9 protein-coding genes are annotated in these 18,187 nt (G+C 32.3%); 1 reads left to right on the top strand and 8 read right to left on the bottom strand.

Annotation, left to right across the window (positions count from 1 at the left end; all coding sequences use genetic code 11):
• Nucleotides 1-197: 197 nt before the first annotated feature.
• From V6624_RS17600 to V6624_RS17610, 3 genes are all read right to left on the bottom strand, one after another.
• Nucleotides 198-1,805, bottom strand: coding sequence for a RagB/SusD family nutrient uptake outer membrane protein (locus V6624_RS17600; protein WP_111284157.1), 1,608 nt, complete (start codon nucleotides 1,803-1,805; stop codon nucleotides 198-200).
• 20 nt (nucleotides 1,806-1,825) lie between these two features.
• Entirely contained in the window at nucleotides 1,826-4,837 is a 3,012-nt protein-coding gene (locus tag V6624_RS17605; protein ID WP_338839555.1) for a TonB-dependent receptor, read from the bottom strand.
• A gap of 277 nt (nucleotides 4,838-5,114) precedes the next feature.
• A complete protein-coding gene (locus tag V6624_RS17610; protein WP_338839556.1) occupies nucleotides 5,115-7,268 on the bottom strand; it encodes an alpha-N-acetylglucosaminidase in 2,154 nt (717 codons plus the stop codon).
• A 392-nt stretch (nucleotides 7,269-7,660) separates the two neighbouring features.
• On the opposite strand from V6624_RS17610, the gene V6624_RS17615 reads away from it, so the two are divergent.
• The gene (locus V6624_RS17615; protein ID WP_338839557.1) at nucleotides 7,661-9,124 is read left to right on the top strand and encodes a glycoside hydrolase family 125 protein; all 1,464 of its coding nucleotides are present in this window, start codon (nucleotides 7,661-7,663) and stop codon (nucleotides 9,122-9,124) included.
• A 105-nt stretch (nucleotides 9,125-9,229) separates the two neighbouring features.
• On the opposite strand, the gene V6624_RS17620 is transcribed toward V6624_RS17615, so the two are convergent.
• From V6624_RS17620 to V6624_RS17640, 5 genes are all read right to left on the bottom strand, one after another.
• On the bottom strand, nucleotides 9,230-11,002 hold the full coding sequence (locus tag V6624_RS17620) for a mechanosensitive ion channel family protein (protein WP_338839558.1): 1,773 nt from the start codon (nucleotides 11,000-11,002) through the stop codon (nucleotides 9,230-9,232).
• 80 nt (nucleotides 11,003-11,082) lie between these two features.
• Nucleotides 11,083-11,625, bottom strand: a complete 543-nt coding sequence (locus tag V6624_RS17625; RefSeq protein WP_338839559.1) for an acetolactate synthase small subunit — start codon at nucleotides 11,623-11,625, stop codon at nucleotides 11,083-11,085.
• A gap of 454 nt (nucleotides 11,626-12,079) precedes the next feature.
• A complete protein-coding gene (locus tag V6624_RS17630; protein WP_338839560.1) occupies nucleotides 12,080-12,622 on the bottom strand; it encodes a murein L,D-transpeptidase catalytic domain-containing protein in 543 nt (180 codons plus the stop codon).
• Nucleotides 12,623-12,863: 241 nt separating this feature from the next.
• A complete protein-coding gene (locus tag V6624_RS17635) occupies nucleotides 12,864-14,582 on the bottom strand; it encodes a hypothetical protein (protein ID WP_338839561.1) in 1,719 nt (572 codons plus the stop codon).
• Nucleotides 14,583-14,773: 191 nt separating this feature from the next.
• Nucleotides 14,774-17,680: a hypothetical protein gene (locus V6624_RS17640; RefSeq protein ID WP_162614912.1), complete on the bottom strand. Its 2,907-nt coding sequence runs from the start codon at nucleotides 17,678-17,680 to the stop codon at nucleotides 14,774-14,776.
• Nucleotides 17,681-18,187: the final 507 nt, after the last annotated feature.

Consider the following 18,187-nt stretch of genomic DNA (forward strand, 5'->3'; position numbering starts at 1 on the left):
TTAATCTTTCATTGGCTTACAAATCGGCATTCGATTAAGCTTTGTCTTCATTCAACAAAAAATAAAACTGAACTGATTTTCACGAGCAACTGAAAAATCAGTTTTTTTGAGGAAAAAAGGAGAAGAAATATTGCTCTTCCTCTCCTTTTTATAAATCAATATTAAATTAAGATTTGCGTTCTAATTAAATTTTAATCCTAATAACCAGGATTTTGATCCAAAGCAGGGTTTAGCGCTCTAGCATAAGTTGGAACTGGGAAAATACGGCGATACGTATCTGCATTCGTTTTGAATCCCCATTGTCCTTCATATTTACCAAAACGAATCATATCATTTCTGTGCCATGCTTCCCAAGCAAATTCGCGACATCTTTCTTGGTAAAGTTCTTCTAATGTTACTCCCGTCCATGATGCAGATGTTGTACGGTTTGAACGAACCATATTAACCAATGAAACAGCAGTTTGTCCTAAAGTTGCGTTTCCTCCACGTAAGATAGCTTCAGCTTTCATTAAAAGAACATCCGAATAACGTAAAAAAGGAACGTCGTTATTTTGGTTACGGCTTGTTGATGTTGCATCAGGATAAAATTTTATGTTTCTGTATCCCATATTCCAAGCAATTTCATCATTTCCGCAGTCAAATAAAGCTGGACTCTGACGAAGTACAATATCTGGTGTTAAGTCTACCTGATAAGTATAAGTTGCACCACCATCTGAACCTGTATAGAATTGATCGTATCCTTTTTTTGTTGTTGTAACCGTTACAGGAGTAACACCATCATTCATGTATTGCAATCCAGTTAGCCATTGTTTGTTACGAATATCATTAGCATCATTAAAATAAGCATAGAATGATGGCAAAGTACTTCTAGGTGCACTAGGTGTAAACGGAAGACCAAACTTTGCTCTTTCAGAACGTGGCACATCATAACGTGAATGATACATTTGTCCATTGTAGCCAACCGCTATAGCTGAAGGATCATAAGGAACAGCAAAAATGAATTCTTTCATTGCTGGACCATTATTTGGATAAAACATTTGAAGGTAAGTGCTTCTTGGCTCAATTATATATAAACCTGAATTAATTACCTCATCGCAAGCCGCAATACAATCATCGTTTCGCTGTGTTCCTGTATAAACTTCTGCATTTAAGTATAATTTAGCAAGCATAGCATTGGCCGTTTGTTTATTTGGTCGACCATAAGTTGTAATTCCAGATGCAGGATTTAAATTAGGAAGTGCAGCTTTCAATTCTTTTTCTATAAAATTGAAAACTTCTATTCGGCTTGATCTCGGTTTAGAACTGAAATCTCCATATACCGTATCAAGCGGAACACCTCCATAAGAATCCATCATCATAAAATAAGAAATGGCACGCATTGTTTTTAATTCAGCAATCATTGTTGATTTTTCAGCTCCAGCAGGCATAGTTGTATTTAAAATTGAAATGGTCTGATTGCTGGTTCCAATAACTTTTTCTGCCCAATCCCATGGACCAACTCCATTGTCTGCTGTCCAATCATGATAATGCTGACAAGCATAACCTCTATTATCAAACCAGTTTCCTCCACGTGCTGGCAAAATAGCTTCATCAGTAGTTAGTGACTGTGACCACCACCAAGAAAATGCAAAATCTCCACGGAAGGCTGTATATACTGCACCAGAAGCTTGAATAAATTGTGTTGAGTTCTGTGGAAATACATCTGGTGTAAGTTGTGTTGTAATTGGCACCTCAAGATCATCGCAAGCCCATAACAACCCAGCAGCAAGTACTGGAAGTCCTATATATTTGAATATTTTTTTCATAGTATTTACAATTTAATTTTTTAGAATATCACGTTCAGACCAAACAAGAAAGTTCTAGTTTTTGGATAAAAGTTATTTGAATCAACACCAGGTGCTGTTCCACCTTGTTCAACTTCAGGGTCAATTCCTGTATATTTAGTAATAACAAATAGATTGTTTACCGTCTCGTAAATACGAAGCTTTTTAATGTATTTACCAACCGAACCAAAGTCATATCCTAAAGTCATATTGTCTAATCGAATATAACTGCCATCTTCTATAAAACGCGTTGAATACTTGTAAGCATTGAGATCATTTGGCGATTCATTTGCGGCATCTACAAGAATATTACTCGACATGGCTGTACTAGGCCTGAATAAATCTGCACGGGTTGCATTAAATATTTTATTGCCAAATACTCCGCGGAAGAAGATATTTAAATCAAATTTTTTGTACGTGAAATTATTATTCCATCCCATTAAGAATTTTGGTTGTGCACTACCAGCATAATGGTAATCAACACCAATTTGTGGATTTGTTGTCAAGCTACCATCTTTGGCAACATATTGAGAAACACCTTGATCATTTTTACCTGCATATTGAAGCGTAAAGAATTGCCCTAATGGTTTTCCTTCTTTTAAAATTTGTAAGGTACTTCCAGTTTGTCCACCGCCGTCAGGTTGTACTCTACGGATAGAATCTCCTCCAATGAAATATGGATTTGTCAGTTTGGTAATTTCGTTTTTGTTATTCGAATAATTCAAACTTGTGCTCCAGCTAAAGTTTTTAGTTTTAATTGGAGTACTATTAAGCGCAATCTCTACCCCTTTGTTGGTCATATCACCACCATTAGCTACAATTGATCCTACTGGTACAAGTACTGGATTTACAGAATAACTGTAGATCATTCCACTAGTTTTCTTGTTATATACATCTACAGATCCAGATAAGATTCCTTTTAATACTGTAAAATCAACACCAATATTCCCAGTTGTCGTTACTTCCCAGTTCAAATCAGGATTTGCTGCCTGAACCGGACCATAAGCTCCAACTTGTTGTCCATTATAATAGAATGTTCCAAGACTTCCTGAAATAAATTGTGCAGTATAAGCATTGAAACCAGAAGAGTTTCCTGTTTTACCCCAGCTTGCACGAAGTTTTAAGTCGGTAAAGATTTTCTGGTCAGCCATAAAACCTTCTTTATCAATTCTCCAAGCACCACCTACAGAAGGGAAATATCCCCATTGATTGTTTGTTCCAAATACAGATCCTCCGTCTTTACGGATCGATCCTTGTAAAAGGTATTTGTCTTTATAATTGTAATTTAAACGTCCAAAATAAGAAATAAGACGTTTTTTCTGATATGCTCTACTGTCTCCAAAATCAACTTTGTAACCTGAAACTGAACCATAATTTCCTAAAGCTAAGTTGTTATAACTTATGTTATCTACAGGAAAGTTTGTGTTTGTTGCCTGAAAGCCATCACCAAGAACATCTTGTTGCCATGAATAACCTCCAACAGCTTTAATTTTGTGATTTCCTAAAGTTTTTTCCCAAGTTAAGAAGCTCTCGACGATAGTATTGGTGGTTTGGTAAGAATTTCTTAATGCTGATCCATTTACTCCAAAATTCATCAATGTTTTTACCAATGGTGGATCTGGGTTATTATAAAAGTTACCGCTGTTATATTGCTGATAATAACTATCATAATACTCCCCATGCAATGAATTTAATTGTTGGTAAGAAAAGTTTAAGTTATACGTAAATCCCCAAGGAAGTTTTAGTTCTGTTGTTAAACTACCCACAAAATTATTTGTTTTTGTATCATCATCAGCATGATTGATCATCGCCACTGGGTTAAAATATCCAGTTTGATTGAAATTTTCAAAATAACTTCCATCAGGATTTGTAACTGGAGAAACAGGAAGATGATTAATCGATTGCTGAAGCACCACGTTACGTTGAGGCACGTTGTTGTATAAACTGTTTGAATTTGTAACATTCACCCCAATTTTTAAATTATCATCAAAAGCCAGTTGTTCTACAGCTAAATGCGCAATTACACGTGAAAAATTATTCCCTTGCAATACCCCTTCTTTATCAATGTAGCTAATACTTCCAAAATAATTCCCATGATCACCACCACCGCTCATCGAAAGATTATGGCTTTGTGAATTAGCATATCCTGGTCTTAAAATTGCATCTTGCCAATTAGTATCTGCTCCTTTGTCATTTTCAGGAGCAAAACTCATATTGTTTTTTGCCAAGAATGATCTTAATTGATCTGCATTCATCAAATCAAGTTGGTTCGATACTTTTTCAAAACCAAAATAATTGCTATAACTAATTTGGCTTTTTTCTTTTGAACCTCTTTTTGTAGTAACCATGATAACTCCGTTTGCTGCACGGTTACCATAAATAGCTGTTGCAGCAGCGTCTTTCAATACATCGATAGTAACAATGTCTTCTGGAGCAATAACAGATATATCAACTCCTGGGATACCATCAACAACATAAAAAGGACCTTGTGAACTATTTAATGTCGAAGCTCCACGCAAAACTACTGATGCAGCTTTTGTTGGGTCTCCGCTTGAAGAAACATTCAAACCAGCAACCTTACCTTGCAATAATTGACCAACATCAGCAATTACACCATTGTTTAAATCATCTGCTTTTACAGAAGATACTGCAGTAGTAAGATTTTTACGAGATCCTTTACCATAACCCACAACTACAACTTGCTCTAAGTTCATTGTATTAGGTAGTAGTTTAATTGAGTAATTAGTTTTTGATCCGTCTAATTTTAAAGTCTGATCCTCAAATCCGATAAAAGAGACAATTAATATTGCATATTTATTTGATGCCAAAAATTTAAATTTTCCATCAAAATCCGTTGTTACAGTATTAGTCGTACCTTTCTCAAGCACATTAGCAGCTGGTAGAGGAATACCTTTCTCATCTAATACCACACCAGACACTTCTGTTTTTTGTGCCCAGGTATTAATTGATAAGCCAAAGAAGAAGGCTAATAATAAAAGTTTAAGTTTTTCCATTGTGAAATTGGTTAATTGGTTAAATAGTATTGACGAAATTAGTGCTAAAGAAATGTTAACAAATGGACAAGTTATTCATAAACATGGATAATTTCTTTAAAGTCAGTGATAGTAAGGCTTCGCGAGATTATTTTTCTAAATTTCTATAGTTAAAAACTTATTAATTAATCGATTTCGTAAAATTTCATTTCATATTTTTTAGTTATTTTAAGGTTATGATTTTAATATTTAGTTAAATTTTATCTATATACGTAGTATTTATTAATTGAGTACTTTTTTATTTGCTTTTTGTCCAATTAATTTCCCAATTTTTAATTGATTCTCTTTCTTTATTTTCATCAAAAGGAGTATTATTTTCTGCTGATTTTTTTAAGGCTTCTAAAAACATTTTCCATCTTGGCCAATAAAATCCTTTATACATTCCTTTCCATGATCTCGAAGCATAATCATTAAGATGGCCTTCTCCTCCCCAAAGCGTAATCAAGGTTTTAGCATTCTTTACATACAATGAAGAGACCTCTGGAGAACTTCCATAATCTGAAGCCGATTTTACCCATTGATCTAAACTATTCAAAGGCTGTCCAGACATTACAGTATCGATATTCAAAACTTGTTTTTCAATCTTTTTAAATAAAGCATCTCCTTTTACAATGTCTTTCTGCTGATACGCTTTTACACATTCCATTAAATCTTCATCTATAAATAATGAATAATAATGTCTTGTAGCATCTATTAAATCGTATTGGATAAAATTCTTTTTATCGTATTTCTTCGCTTCATTGGTTAAAATATCTAAAGCTTCTTTTAGTTTCTTCTTATCTCCAGGATTTCCTTTAAATTCTGTAATACTTGCTGTTGGTCTTTTAAACAGTAAATACGCTCCTGCCCTATCATTCCACCAACGCGTTTCCCAATACTTGACATTATAAACAGATTCTAATAATAATTCCCAAGCTTGAAAAACAGATTTAGAAGTTGTTTGTCCGTATCTCGCATTCAGATATTTTGTCAGCCAATCGTTTACAGGCTGTTCGCCTTTAGTCCAAGGAAGATCATAAATGTATTCGTATACAATTGAATTATTATTTAAACCTTCTGGCATTGCTCCATAACCCACAACATTACCTCTATGCGGATTCTTCAACAAATTTGTCAATTCATTTTTATAGAAATTCAAATCCCCATACACAGGATTCGATCCTCCATAATTATGTACATAACCGTAAGTCCATTGTTTACCGTAAAAAGCTTCTTGATTTTCCCATACTTTATATCTATCATTCGCATAATCCTGAATCATTAATCTGTCATTTGGAACTTTACTTAAAAAAGCACTTGTAGCTTCCTTTGTCCAAAACTCTTTATTATCACCAAAAAGCCATCCCTGCATAACCCAGATTGCGCCTGGAGCCGCTTCATTAATTGTTTCATAAATGGCACTTCCATAATTAGAAAGTTCTTCATATTTATTGGCTTCAGAAACTGGAGGTTCAATTTCATTAAAAGAATCAGCCAAATAAAAATTCGATTTTCCGTACATTTTAGTATAAATCTCAATAAAGCGTTTTCCAATTTTTTTAAACAGAGGATCTTTAGAATCTAATAGAAAAGTACTTTCAAAACCTCCGCCAGACCAAGATTTAAGTTCTGTAATTTTAGCCTCCGGATGTTTTTCGGCGAAAGCCTTAGGAACATATCCGCTAAATGCAGGAACTACAGGATGCATATCCAAAGCTCTCATTCGCTCCAATATTTTCTTCTGAAGTTCTTCTTTTTTAACGAACCATTCTTGTGGCAAAGGCCCTTCTAGACTATTGATATTCCCCATTCGCTGCCAAGGCAAAAAAGCTGGTCCAGCAAAATGCGCTTCTAATTGGCTATTTGTTAAACCATATTCTTTCCACAATTCCTGCCACGCCGTTTCCTGACCTTCCATTGCAGTTGGAAGATTGATACCATGCATTGCCATCCAATCGATTTCTTGCTCCCAGCGTTTCCAATCCCACCAAGGTGTGGTATAGCCAAAAGTACAAGCGTTTAAATATTCTCTATATTCAAATGGCGTATTTCCTTTTTTAGAATATGTTGGCCAAGATTTAGGCAAATTGATTCTGTTTCCTTCCCAACTAATTAAAACTGCACCAATATCTCTCAGAAAATTATATGCGGCGTAACAAAGCGCCGTATTATTTGAAGCTTTAATTTTTACAAGATTTTTTGTTGCTTCAACTTCAAACCAATCTTTATCTTGATTTTTATTCTCAACAATATTCAATTCAAATTCATTGGCACGGCTCCCAATTAATCGTTCTATTACTGCAAAGGCACTTTTAGTCTCTTCGCTAGTTTTGGAATATCCATTTACGGCACAAAAAAACAGCAGTACAAATACCGGTACAGCTTTTTTAATTTTAAGATTCACTCTTTTCATATAATCATGTATTTAATAAATTCTCTTCCTTAAAAATTGAATAAAAAAAGGGAGATTAAATCTCTCATTAATCTCCCTAACTAATAAAAACTAACAAATATTTACTAATTAATCACCTTCAATTTTATTAAAACCTATTGAAATTCAATTAGCTTTTAAACCGAAAATAAAATTACTCACATTCTTATCATTCAAGATGGACGAATCAATCAAAAGAATAGACATATTTTTCATTTCTATTTGATTAATTAACTTTTAATGATTCTTTCCGCTATTTAAGGTATCACAAACGTCATTGGTCTAAATTTCAATAGAATAATAAAAAAAAGTCGTTTATTTATAATGCTATACAGATCTAACTATTCTCATTCTATTTAAAACTAAAAAAACATATGCAGTCTCGTAGAAAATTTATAAAAAATGCAGGAATTTTTTCAGCAGGATTATTGGCTGTTCAAAGTGATGCTTTTGGATTTAATTCTAATTATTTTGAATTTCCTTTAAAAGATTTTATTACCAAAAGACCTCCGCTTGCAGAAAGAAAATTTACCAGTAAAGCAATTGAAGCAGCAATTGTAAAAATTAAGAAACAGATAGCAAATCCAGAATTGGCTTGGCTTTTTGAAAACTGTTTTCCAAATACACTAGACACTACGGTCGAATTTGAAATTATAGATGGCAAGCCTGATACTTATGTTATAACTGGAGATATTGATGCAATGTGGCTTCGCGACAGTACAGCGCAAATATGGCCTTATATTCCTTTTGTAAAAGAAGATACTAAACTTGCCGAATTGGTAAAAGGCGTTATAAATCGTCAAACAAAATGCATTCTGCTTGATCCGTATGCAAATGCTTTTTATAAAGATTTTAATAAAGAAAGTGAATGGAAAAATGATCTCACTGATATGAAACCAGGAATTCATGAAAGAAAATGGGAAATAGACAGTTTATGCTATCCTGTCCGATTGGCTCATGGCTACTGGAAAGAAACTGGCGATATCAGCATGTTTGACAAGCAATGGAAAGATGCCATGAAGTTGATTCTGAAAACTTTCAAAGAACAGCAGAGAATGGATGGAAAAGGCGGACCATACAGTTTTATGCGACAAACAGCTTGGGCAACAGATGGAGTTCCTTTAAACGGTTACGGATATCCTGTAAAACCATGCGGTTTAATTGTTTCGACTTTTAGACCAAGCGACGACTCTACTTTGTTTGGATATCTAATTCCGAGCAATATGTTTGCAATAGAAATTCTAGGCTATCTTGTAGAAATGTTTTCAAGTCCTTCTTTAAGAGACAATGATTTAGCAGCTGAAGCTAAAGAACTTCAAGCGCAAGTTCAGAAAGGTTTAAACGAATATGGAATTATAAATCATCCTAAATTTGGAAAAATCATAGCTTTTGAGGTAAACGGATATGGCAGTTTTCATATGATGGATGATGCAAATGTTCCTTCTCTTCTTTCGCTTCCTTATTTGGGCGCAATTTCTCCCGACGATCCTTTATACTTAAATACCCGTAAAGTAGTACTTTCAGAAAACAATCCGTTTTTCTATAAAGGTTCAGCTGGTGAAGGTGTTGGCGGACCGCATACAGGTGTAGATACGATTTGGCCAATGAGTATTGTTCTAAGAGCTATTACAAGTATTGATGAAAAAGAAATTAAGTCTTGTATAAGTACTTTAATTAAAACCAATGCAGATACAGGATTTATGCATGAATCTTTTCATAAAGACGATGTAGCTAAGTTTACCCGAAAATGGTTTGCTTGGGCAAATACCTTGTTTGGCGAAATGATTGTACATACGAGCATTAAATATCCTCAGATTCTAAAAGATAAGAGCTTGTAAAATAAAACCAAAAAATCCGTCAGAGTGTGACGGATTTTTTGATTCTATATTTGTATTTCCTTCATTAGCACTTAAGACAAGTTAAGTTTATCCTAGTTTATTGGTTTATTCTTCTTCTTTTATTTCAAAACTTCCATCATCAGGATATTTAATGCTGCCTTTTAATTCCTCTACTCTTTTTGGATCAAATTTAGGAAGTTGCAATTCGTTATTCTTTTTCCATTTCTTAACTGTTTTAGCAACCTCATCGGCTTTCTCATTTGAGACAGGAATATCAGTTGCCATATAAAGTGTCTGTGATGGATATGCTAAAGAAGTTCCGCTTTTTTCAATAATATCCATCATTCTTAATAAAAGATCTTCTTGCACTTCTTGTGATGTTTCAAAATTGATAGCCTCTATATAAGCAGTGATTTCAACTTTTAAAGCATCTGCCGTAATACCAGTAAAACGGACTATTGGTGGCGAATTTAAAACTGCTGGATGCGCATACAATAACGATCTTAATTCCACAAGCAGATAACGCATCTGATCGGGAGTTGTTTCCATTCTAAAACCAAAAATTGGATTAAATATAAAACGGTCACGATGTGCATAATTCTCTATTTTACTAGCTGATAGCTGACCATTAGGAATTGTTACAATGGTTCGCGCAGAAGTACGCAATGTAGTCGAACGCATCCCGATTGATTCTACTGTTCCTTTAATATCATCAACACGGCAGTAATCTCCAACACGTAACGGCTGATCTGCAATAAGACTTACACTTCCCACAAAATTTTCGATTGTTTTTTGTGCTCCCAGCGCCAATGCGATACCTCCAATACCTAGTGCTGCAAGTCCTGCTGTCACATCGACACCTATAATTCCAAGCATTACAATAATCCCTATAACAACAATAGCTGCTTTTGTCGTACGGCTTAAAAATAATACTACAGAAACTGCAGATATACGCCCACGTCTATTCATTCTGCTTCGGGTAAACATACTTACGAAGTCAGTTAGTCTCCAGAGGAGAATCAGAAAAGCTAAAATTCCAATTGTAATTATAATAATGCTAAAACGCTGGCGCACTACTATCGAAATCCCCATTCGCTGTGTCGTCACAACAAATAAAATCACTGTAAGATACATCTGGATTGGTAATGTAAAGGCGTCTATAATTGCTTCACCTTTTTCAGAATCAGCTTGTTTCCATATTTTATGTATGAGAAAAATAATTATATAGATTAACAGTCTTGAAAGCAGATAAGCTACAACAGCCATAATTACGACAACTCCCCAATGTCCTATTGGCACATTTCCCAGTTTTCGTTCTATTAATACTTTTGGCAGTATTCTATCTAAAAAAGTCTTTTCTCCGCTAACGTCAGCAGCATTGATTGCATCGATAGTTTCTGAAGAAAAAAGCCATAATGCAGGCTCACTGTCATCTGATTGATTTTCTACATAAAGCTGTATATTATTCTTGTTTGTAGATATACTACCAACAAGATCTACACCAGTTGTAAGATCATCATCTATTCGTCCAAGTTCTTTATTGCTAATAATAGAAGATGGCGAAAAACTCCCGCCTTGATCTAACAGCTGCTGAAAAGTTTTGGCAATACGTATTCTTTCAGCTGTTTTGCGATAAGAGCGCTTACTTAAAACAAAATACTGACTGGCACGCAGATAATTCTGATCGCCAATTGCCTTGATAAATCCGTTGACTGTACCTTGAGGAGTTCTTCTTCCAAGAGAATCATCAGGTGTTTTTTCAGGTTCTTCTGTTGTGGCTTTAGTACCCAAAAGCTGTGCTTCTGCTTGAAATGGTTTTACAAACAGAAGCATCATTAACAGTAAAAAAGACAGTAACCGTTTAGTATCTAAAATCATATTCCTTTATTTTAGCAACTTAGTCTATTAAAAATAAGAAATATAGCAGAGAAACAAAACCTTTCAGAAAGAAAAAAGAATTATAAAGCAAGTGAATTGTTTTTTGTCTTCATTTCTAAGCTATCTGCATCAAAGCATTCATTTGATTTTATTAACGAAATTCTAGAGCTTTTTACAAATTCAATCAGTCCCAAAGAACTTAATTTTTGAGTCAAAAAAGCTATTTCGTCCTCTGTTCCTATTGCTTGGATTATTGTGTACTCTCTATGAACTTCAGAGATTTTAAGATCATTTTCTCGAAGCAAAACTTCTAGTTTTAGATCTGTCATAAAAACTTCTGTTGGAATTTTAAATAAAGCCATCTGCCTGAAAACAGTTTCTTCATTCAAATGATAATAACATTTATAAACCTCGATTATTTTCTCTATCTGAGTCGATAAATTGATCACATCAGGCAACGTTTCATTTACAACAATGGTATGTCTGTACATTTTATCAATTTCACAATCAGAGATATTAAGGCTTAAAATCTTGATTTGTTTTCTCAAAAACATAGCCGCAAGTTTATTGATTAATTTCAATTGCTCTTCTGAATAAATAGTAAGTGTAAATTCGTTTTTCATTGTGTGATTTTTATTTGAACTTCTTTTTAAGGATAAAAAAAAGCCTTTCTCATTTGACTGAGAAAGGCTTTATGTATAGACAATATATTCCTAACTCGTCATGTGATACGAATAATGATAATAGAAATAATAATATTGTTTTGAATTGCTTGTTTCATAACTGATGTAAATAAAAAAACCTCCCATATTATGGGAGGTTTTTAAATTGTATATCTTACTTATTTATATAACATCCCTGCACTACTATCGAATGATAATAATGATAATAATAAAAGCGATGTTAATTAAGTTTTTCATTTCCTTGATTTGATGCGCAAATATAGAGATAATTTTCAATCTTAGATCATTTAAAGTATTTTTCGTTTTTCTAAAAATTGGCATAAAAAAAGAACCCTAAGGCTCTTTCTTTGTTATTTAAAAATGTCTTTACTCAGTATAAAGATACATTTATGATTTAGTAATAAACAGACAACAAAATTTTAGAATTTGAACCTTCGATAAATTTTTCAAGTCTCTTAAAAAATAAGTCATTTACCATTGGACAGCCATGACTATTGATAATGTAGTAACCTTGTTCATCGTAAGGGACTTCTCTGAAAGAATGCAAAACAATGGCGCGTTTCATAGCATTGTTATTACTTTCGTCCAAACCAGCAAGTCTAAAAGCTTTTCCGAAAACTCCTTTATAAGGTTTCTCTACAGAATATCTTCCAAGAGAAGTGCAATTTGAATTTGGATTGTTGCTAAACTGTAAAATATCTCCTTTTATACCTGTCTCAGATCCTGAGCCATGTGCCACTAATCCTTGATCTAATATTTGATCATGTTCAAGATCATAGACAAAAAAACGATTTTTACCAGATTTGATTTTCATGTCTACTAAAAAAGCAATTTTGCTGCTATACTTATGATTTGTCGCAGTATAGGCTTTTATTTCACTTACATGTTCCGCAAGCCTCGCAATTTCAATTTCACTTAATATATCTTTGTCATCCATTACATGTAGGTTTGTAAAGGAGCATAAAGAAAAAAACAGCGCCAGAAAAAATACTCTCATATAAGGCAATTAATTAATAGTTAATAAAACGATTTGGGTGTCATTTATTTTTATGTTGCAAAATTATATAGAAACATTATACAATTCCCACATTACAGCGTTAAAGATATGATAAATATCTGAAAATAACACCTTTAACTGTTAAAATTAACTATAATCAGTTAAAATGCTTAGATCTTTATCAGTTAAGAGATGAAGATGAAACAATTTTAAAATCAGCATATTTCCAAGATTCATCAAATGCATTTTTAATTTGCAAAGCTTCTTTTCCTTTTTTCTGTTGAGTTAAAGAATTATAAAGTCCGATAAGCGCCCAGCCATTTTTAGGCCAGATTTGCAGATCTCTTCTGTAGATTTTTTCTGCTTCGGCATATTTTTCTGCTTTAAGCAACACTGCTCCTAGATAATGTCTGATTGAAAAAAACCAGTCTGGCGGTTCATTATAATTCAAACGATCTTCGAGCGCTACAGCCTCAGTCAATAAAGAAACTGATTTAGGCAGATCATTCTGTTTGAAAGCAATGTTTCCCGCAAGCACTTTGGAAGCAATATCAGCAAGATCTGTTATTTTATTAATATTCCAAACCGTAATATCTTTTAGAGAACTATCTTTTGAAAGCTTATTGAGAGCAGAAAGTTCATTTTGCGCTTCGGTCATATTATTTTTTCCGAGAAAAGCCATACCACGTGCATAATGCCAAACAAGCTGAGGATAAATAAGATCTTTATCTGGTTTAGGAAGTGAAATAATAGTATCCCACATTGCAAATTTTACTGCAATGTAATACGGAATAGTATAATAATGCTGTAATGTTCCCCATCCAGGCTGACGCATAATTTCGACTGAAGTATGTTCTTGAAGTACTTTTGCGGTATTCCAAGCCAATTTTGAATTTCCTTCTAAAGCTGCAGTTGCTGTTAAAAAATGATAATTATGCGGATAATATGCCAAAGGATAAGCGCCCTGTGCATGGCAAGTCGTAGTATAAATACTGTCGATTCTTGCTGCTTCAATATTTGAAAGCGATCCCTGATGATAATCACCCGTTCTAATGTAGATATGAGATGGCATATGAATCAAATGTCCTGCACCTGGAACCAAACTCTCTAATAACTTGGCACTTTTCATCGCTTTTTCTGGAGTGGCTGAAGATTCTATTGCATGGATATAAAAATGATGTGCTCCAGGATGTTTCGGATTTTTAATCATTAAAGCTTCTAAAACCTTTACAATTTCTGGAGTCCACTCTTTTATTGCTCCCGTGTTTTTATCGTACAAATCCCAAGGATGAAGATTCATTAATGATTCTGCATAAAGCGCTCCAATATCAGGATCAGAGGAAAATTGCGTATAAACCTTTTTCATAGCTGTAGCATACGCAATATCTAAAGGTCTTCGATCAGCAGGTGGTTTCGAAGCATATCTTGTCGTTAAAGCTTCAATAAGTGCTTTTTCTTTTGGGGAACTATTTACAGAAAGACTTTTAGCTTTTTGAACTGCATCATAAGCCCGTTGGAAATTGTCTTCTTCCATTCCAGCGTTGTAATTTGGCCCAAGAACATAAGCAAATCCCCAATATGCCATAGCGCATTTTGGATCTAACCGAGAAGCTTCAAAAAATGATCTTGCTGCCTCGGCATGATTAAAACCGTAAGCCAACATCATTCCTTGATTAAAATATTGCTGTGCTTCTTTGTTATGGGTTGTAATTTTAAAATCGATTCCGTCAAGGCCTTTAAATTTCGGTGCTTTTTGATTTAGCGCATACCAATCTTTATCTGTTGTCTTTGGCGTATAACAGCCTTTTGGAGAAGTAACTCTTATCGATTCTGTTTCTGCGTCTTTATTTTTACAGCCAAAAACAAAAATAACTGCAAATAGTAAATAGTAATGTTTCATCACAATAATTATTTGTATTTATTAAAAATCCGTGAAAAGCTCGTTGAACTAAGAAACCGTTTTTACTTTGGCAGATTGAGGAAGATATGTTTTGTACAAAACTACAAAAAAATAAGTATATCTATTTGAAAAACAAATAGATATACTTATTACGTAAAATTTTATGATTAGTAAATAAACTCAATAATTTATTAGTTTTTATTACCTACTTTTTCCAAATATTCACCTAAAGGAATATCCAGACCAATACCTATAAATCCATCTTTTCCAAAATTTCTATCCTTAACGAATGGAAATCCTAGTATAACATTAAAATCTAAAGCATTGTAAAAACGTAATCCCACTCCTGCTCCTACATGAGGAAAATCAAAATTTTGATCTGTAGAAGTATTCGCTAAAGTATAAAGTAGTCCTGAGCCGTATAGAATAGTATAAAACTCATTAATAAAAGGAGCTCTTTTATTAAGATAAACATCATCTTTAATTACGTTTTCATATCCTCTATACTTTTTGAAATCGTATATTTTATATTTAACACCTATTTTTTCAGATGCAAAACCGATCGTTTTTATAGTTTCTGGTTTCTTTGGATTGTCTGGATTCTCAGCCTCGGAACCATCATCTGGGAATGTAAAATCTTTAAAGAAGAAATTTTCATTCAGTCCTAAAGTTAAATACAATGAAAATCGAGATGGATTATTTCTATTGTAAAACTGCTGTAAATCATTCAAAAATGAAACAATATCAATTTCTACATATTGGTTTTCTGGCGAAGAATTAATTAAAGTATATTTTTTCATTCCATTAATGAAAATAATATATCCCTCTTTGAATTTACTATTAGGCAATTGTCCTTCCACAATATGACTATACTCTCTTAGCAAATTAATAATACTCTCATATGTCTGTGCCTTATCTAAATTGTCTAGGTTTGAAATAAATTCAAATAATGAAGCCATTTCAGGCTTATAGCTAATTTTTTGATCAATTTTTGATAGAATTTGAATTTTTAAAAGAGGTATTAATAATTTTACTTTTTCTAGTATTTTGACATATCTTTCTTTATTTTGATTGTCTAGATAAGCAACTTCAATAATTTTTTTAGAAACCATTTCTTCTAAAAAATTCAAGTCTTCAATTTTTATATTTTCATTCTTAGTCAAATAATAAACTTTAGCGTGAAGTTCCGAGATACAGCTTGAAATTTTATTTTTTGAAATCGTATCTAGATTCGATGTTACCATAGTGGCTTCTTCAATATCTTTTAAAATCTGCTCTAAATACACCTTAAAAAAGACCTGCGATTTTGTAATTTCTTTTTTATACTTTAAAATCGATGAATCTAAAAGAGTTGACAAATTTTTTAGTTTCTGTAAATCATCAATAATTTTATTAATGTTGCTAAATTCTTTATCATAGTCAGTTCTTGTTATAACAATATTATTCAAAAAAGAATCTATCTCAGACTTTATGGTGTTATCTGTTACACTAATTTTTTCTAATTCAGTTTTTATTTTTAAATAATTCTCGACTTTTTTATCTTTAATAAAATCTAGAACCATTTTTTTATTATTATCACCGATCTTATCTAAATCATTAAATTTATAATTATCTTTCAATACATAATACTTATTAATATCCAATTCATTTATTGTTTCTAAATTTTTATCTAGAAGCTTGAAAGTATTAATATTTGAATTATAATTTTTAATTGTTGGATTTAATCTTAGGATTAAAGTATTAAGATTGTTAGTATCTAAATCTGACTTTAAACTAGTACCTGTGTCTGATTTGAAACTCGTGTAATCCGCATTTTCAAGCACACTAACCACTTCTCTAGTTTTAATGTAATTTGATAATTTTTCAACATCTTGCTTAATTAAACTTAACCTATCATTTTCTTTAAATATTTTATCATCATAATTAAAAGCATTGACGCCCTGTGTTGTTAATTGATCTACTACATCAGCTGGAGTCTTCCCTAAATTAACTGATAAAAATTCCTTTATAACATCGTAATTCTCACTGTAAAGGTCAATTTTTTCTTTAATCTTTTTGGGAAGAGAATCCATCTCATTTTTGTATGGTACATCAACATAATAATCATCTTTATGATAATCTATTTTATTTTTGAAGAAACCTTTTTTAGTAACGTTTTCATTATTTGACAATGTAAAACTTACAACATCTAGTAAAATCCCAAAAGGAACGCTAATCTCTATTTTTTGAGTTTTTACTACCTGCTCATTGTTTTGTACCTGTTTAGATTTTATTACTGATTTACTATTTGTTATTTGATTGTTATTTGCTGTTTGGTTATTACTCACTAATTGATCATTTTTTATTTCTTTATCATTATTTATTTCTAAGTTTTGTTTTATATTATTTTTCATTTTAATTTTAGACAAACGAGATTTCTTACGGTTTAAAGATTCTATTTTTCTTTTTATGAATTTACTAGTTATTTCGTCACTTGTCTTTTTATCAGCTATCTTTTCTTCATAATCATCTTTTATCTTACTAGGAATATTAGTTGATTCTTGAGAGCAATCGCCATTTTCACAATGAATTAAGTACTCTATAAAATAACTGTACAATTCAATTTTACTTTCTAATCTTGCTGCTCGTGGAGAACTAAGTTTTTCTTTTTTGTTTATCTTTTCTAATTCTAAATCAAAATTGGTTTTACCAATGAAATTGGTATTATATTTATCATTAAGCTTTTGAAAAATATCACTTTCAGACTTTATCAAAGCTTGAGTTATTCCAAGTGCTAAAGCGTAATTTGTTGTTAGTTCCAAAATTTCTTTTTCAATTACTTCAGGCTGTTTTTCATTCAAAAAAATGTTTAGGCAATTTTGAACATAGAATTTTGTAGTATAATCTGATTCTGGAAACATTTTAAACAAAAAACGCTTTAAAGCTTCTTGCTTAAGCTCGCTTTGTTTTTGCATTATAATTTCGGTTAATACTTTGACATCTATTGTTCCTTTATTCATGGTTAATTTTTCCAAACCGACCCCAAGCGTAGGACCAATTTGGGAATATAGAAACTGACAAAAAAGAGTAAGTGTTAAAACAAGTATTATTTTCTTCATATATTGGTTTGTTTTTGGTTTATTTTGAGATAAAATTAACAATAAAAATCATGTAAAAAAATAGGATAAGTACGGTATTTTTTTATTATACAATTGAATGCTAATCAATTAAAGATTTAAATCAACATCAATTCCTTCCTCAGTTTTTAAGCATATTCTATATCTGCCAGTTTGTTCTCCTTAGAGTAGATAAATTAGTCTTGATTAATAAAAAACACCACATCTACACCACATCCAATAAATTTTCATCGATCAATTTATCTTTTTAGTATAGTAATAATCTCTATACTTCTACTTTATTATTTTATCCCGAAGCGAAATCATTCCTTTGAGTAAGAATTGAGAAAACCAAAAAGCTCCTTTAACCCTACACGCCTATCAAACAAAACTACTTCTGGTAACATCCTAATTATTTCTTTTTCAAAAACCTGAATGTGTTCATATACTTTCATCGGGATTTTTGAACCTAGTATTCATTCAAAACAATAAGCAAAAGGTTATCAGGAT

Source organism: Flavobacterium ginsenosidimutans, from assembly GCF_037478105.1.
In the GTDB taxonomy this organism is placed as follows: domain Bacteria; phylum Bacteroidota; class Bacteroidia; order Flavobacteriales; family Flavobacteriaceae; genus Flavobacterium; species Flavobacterium ginsenosidimutans.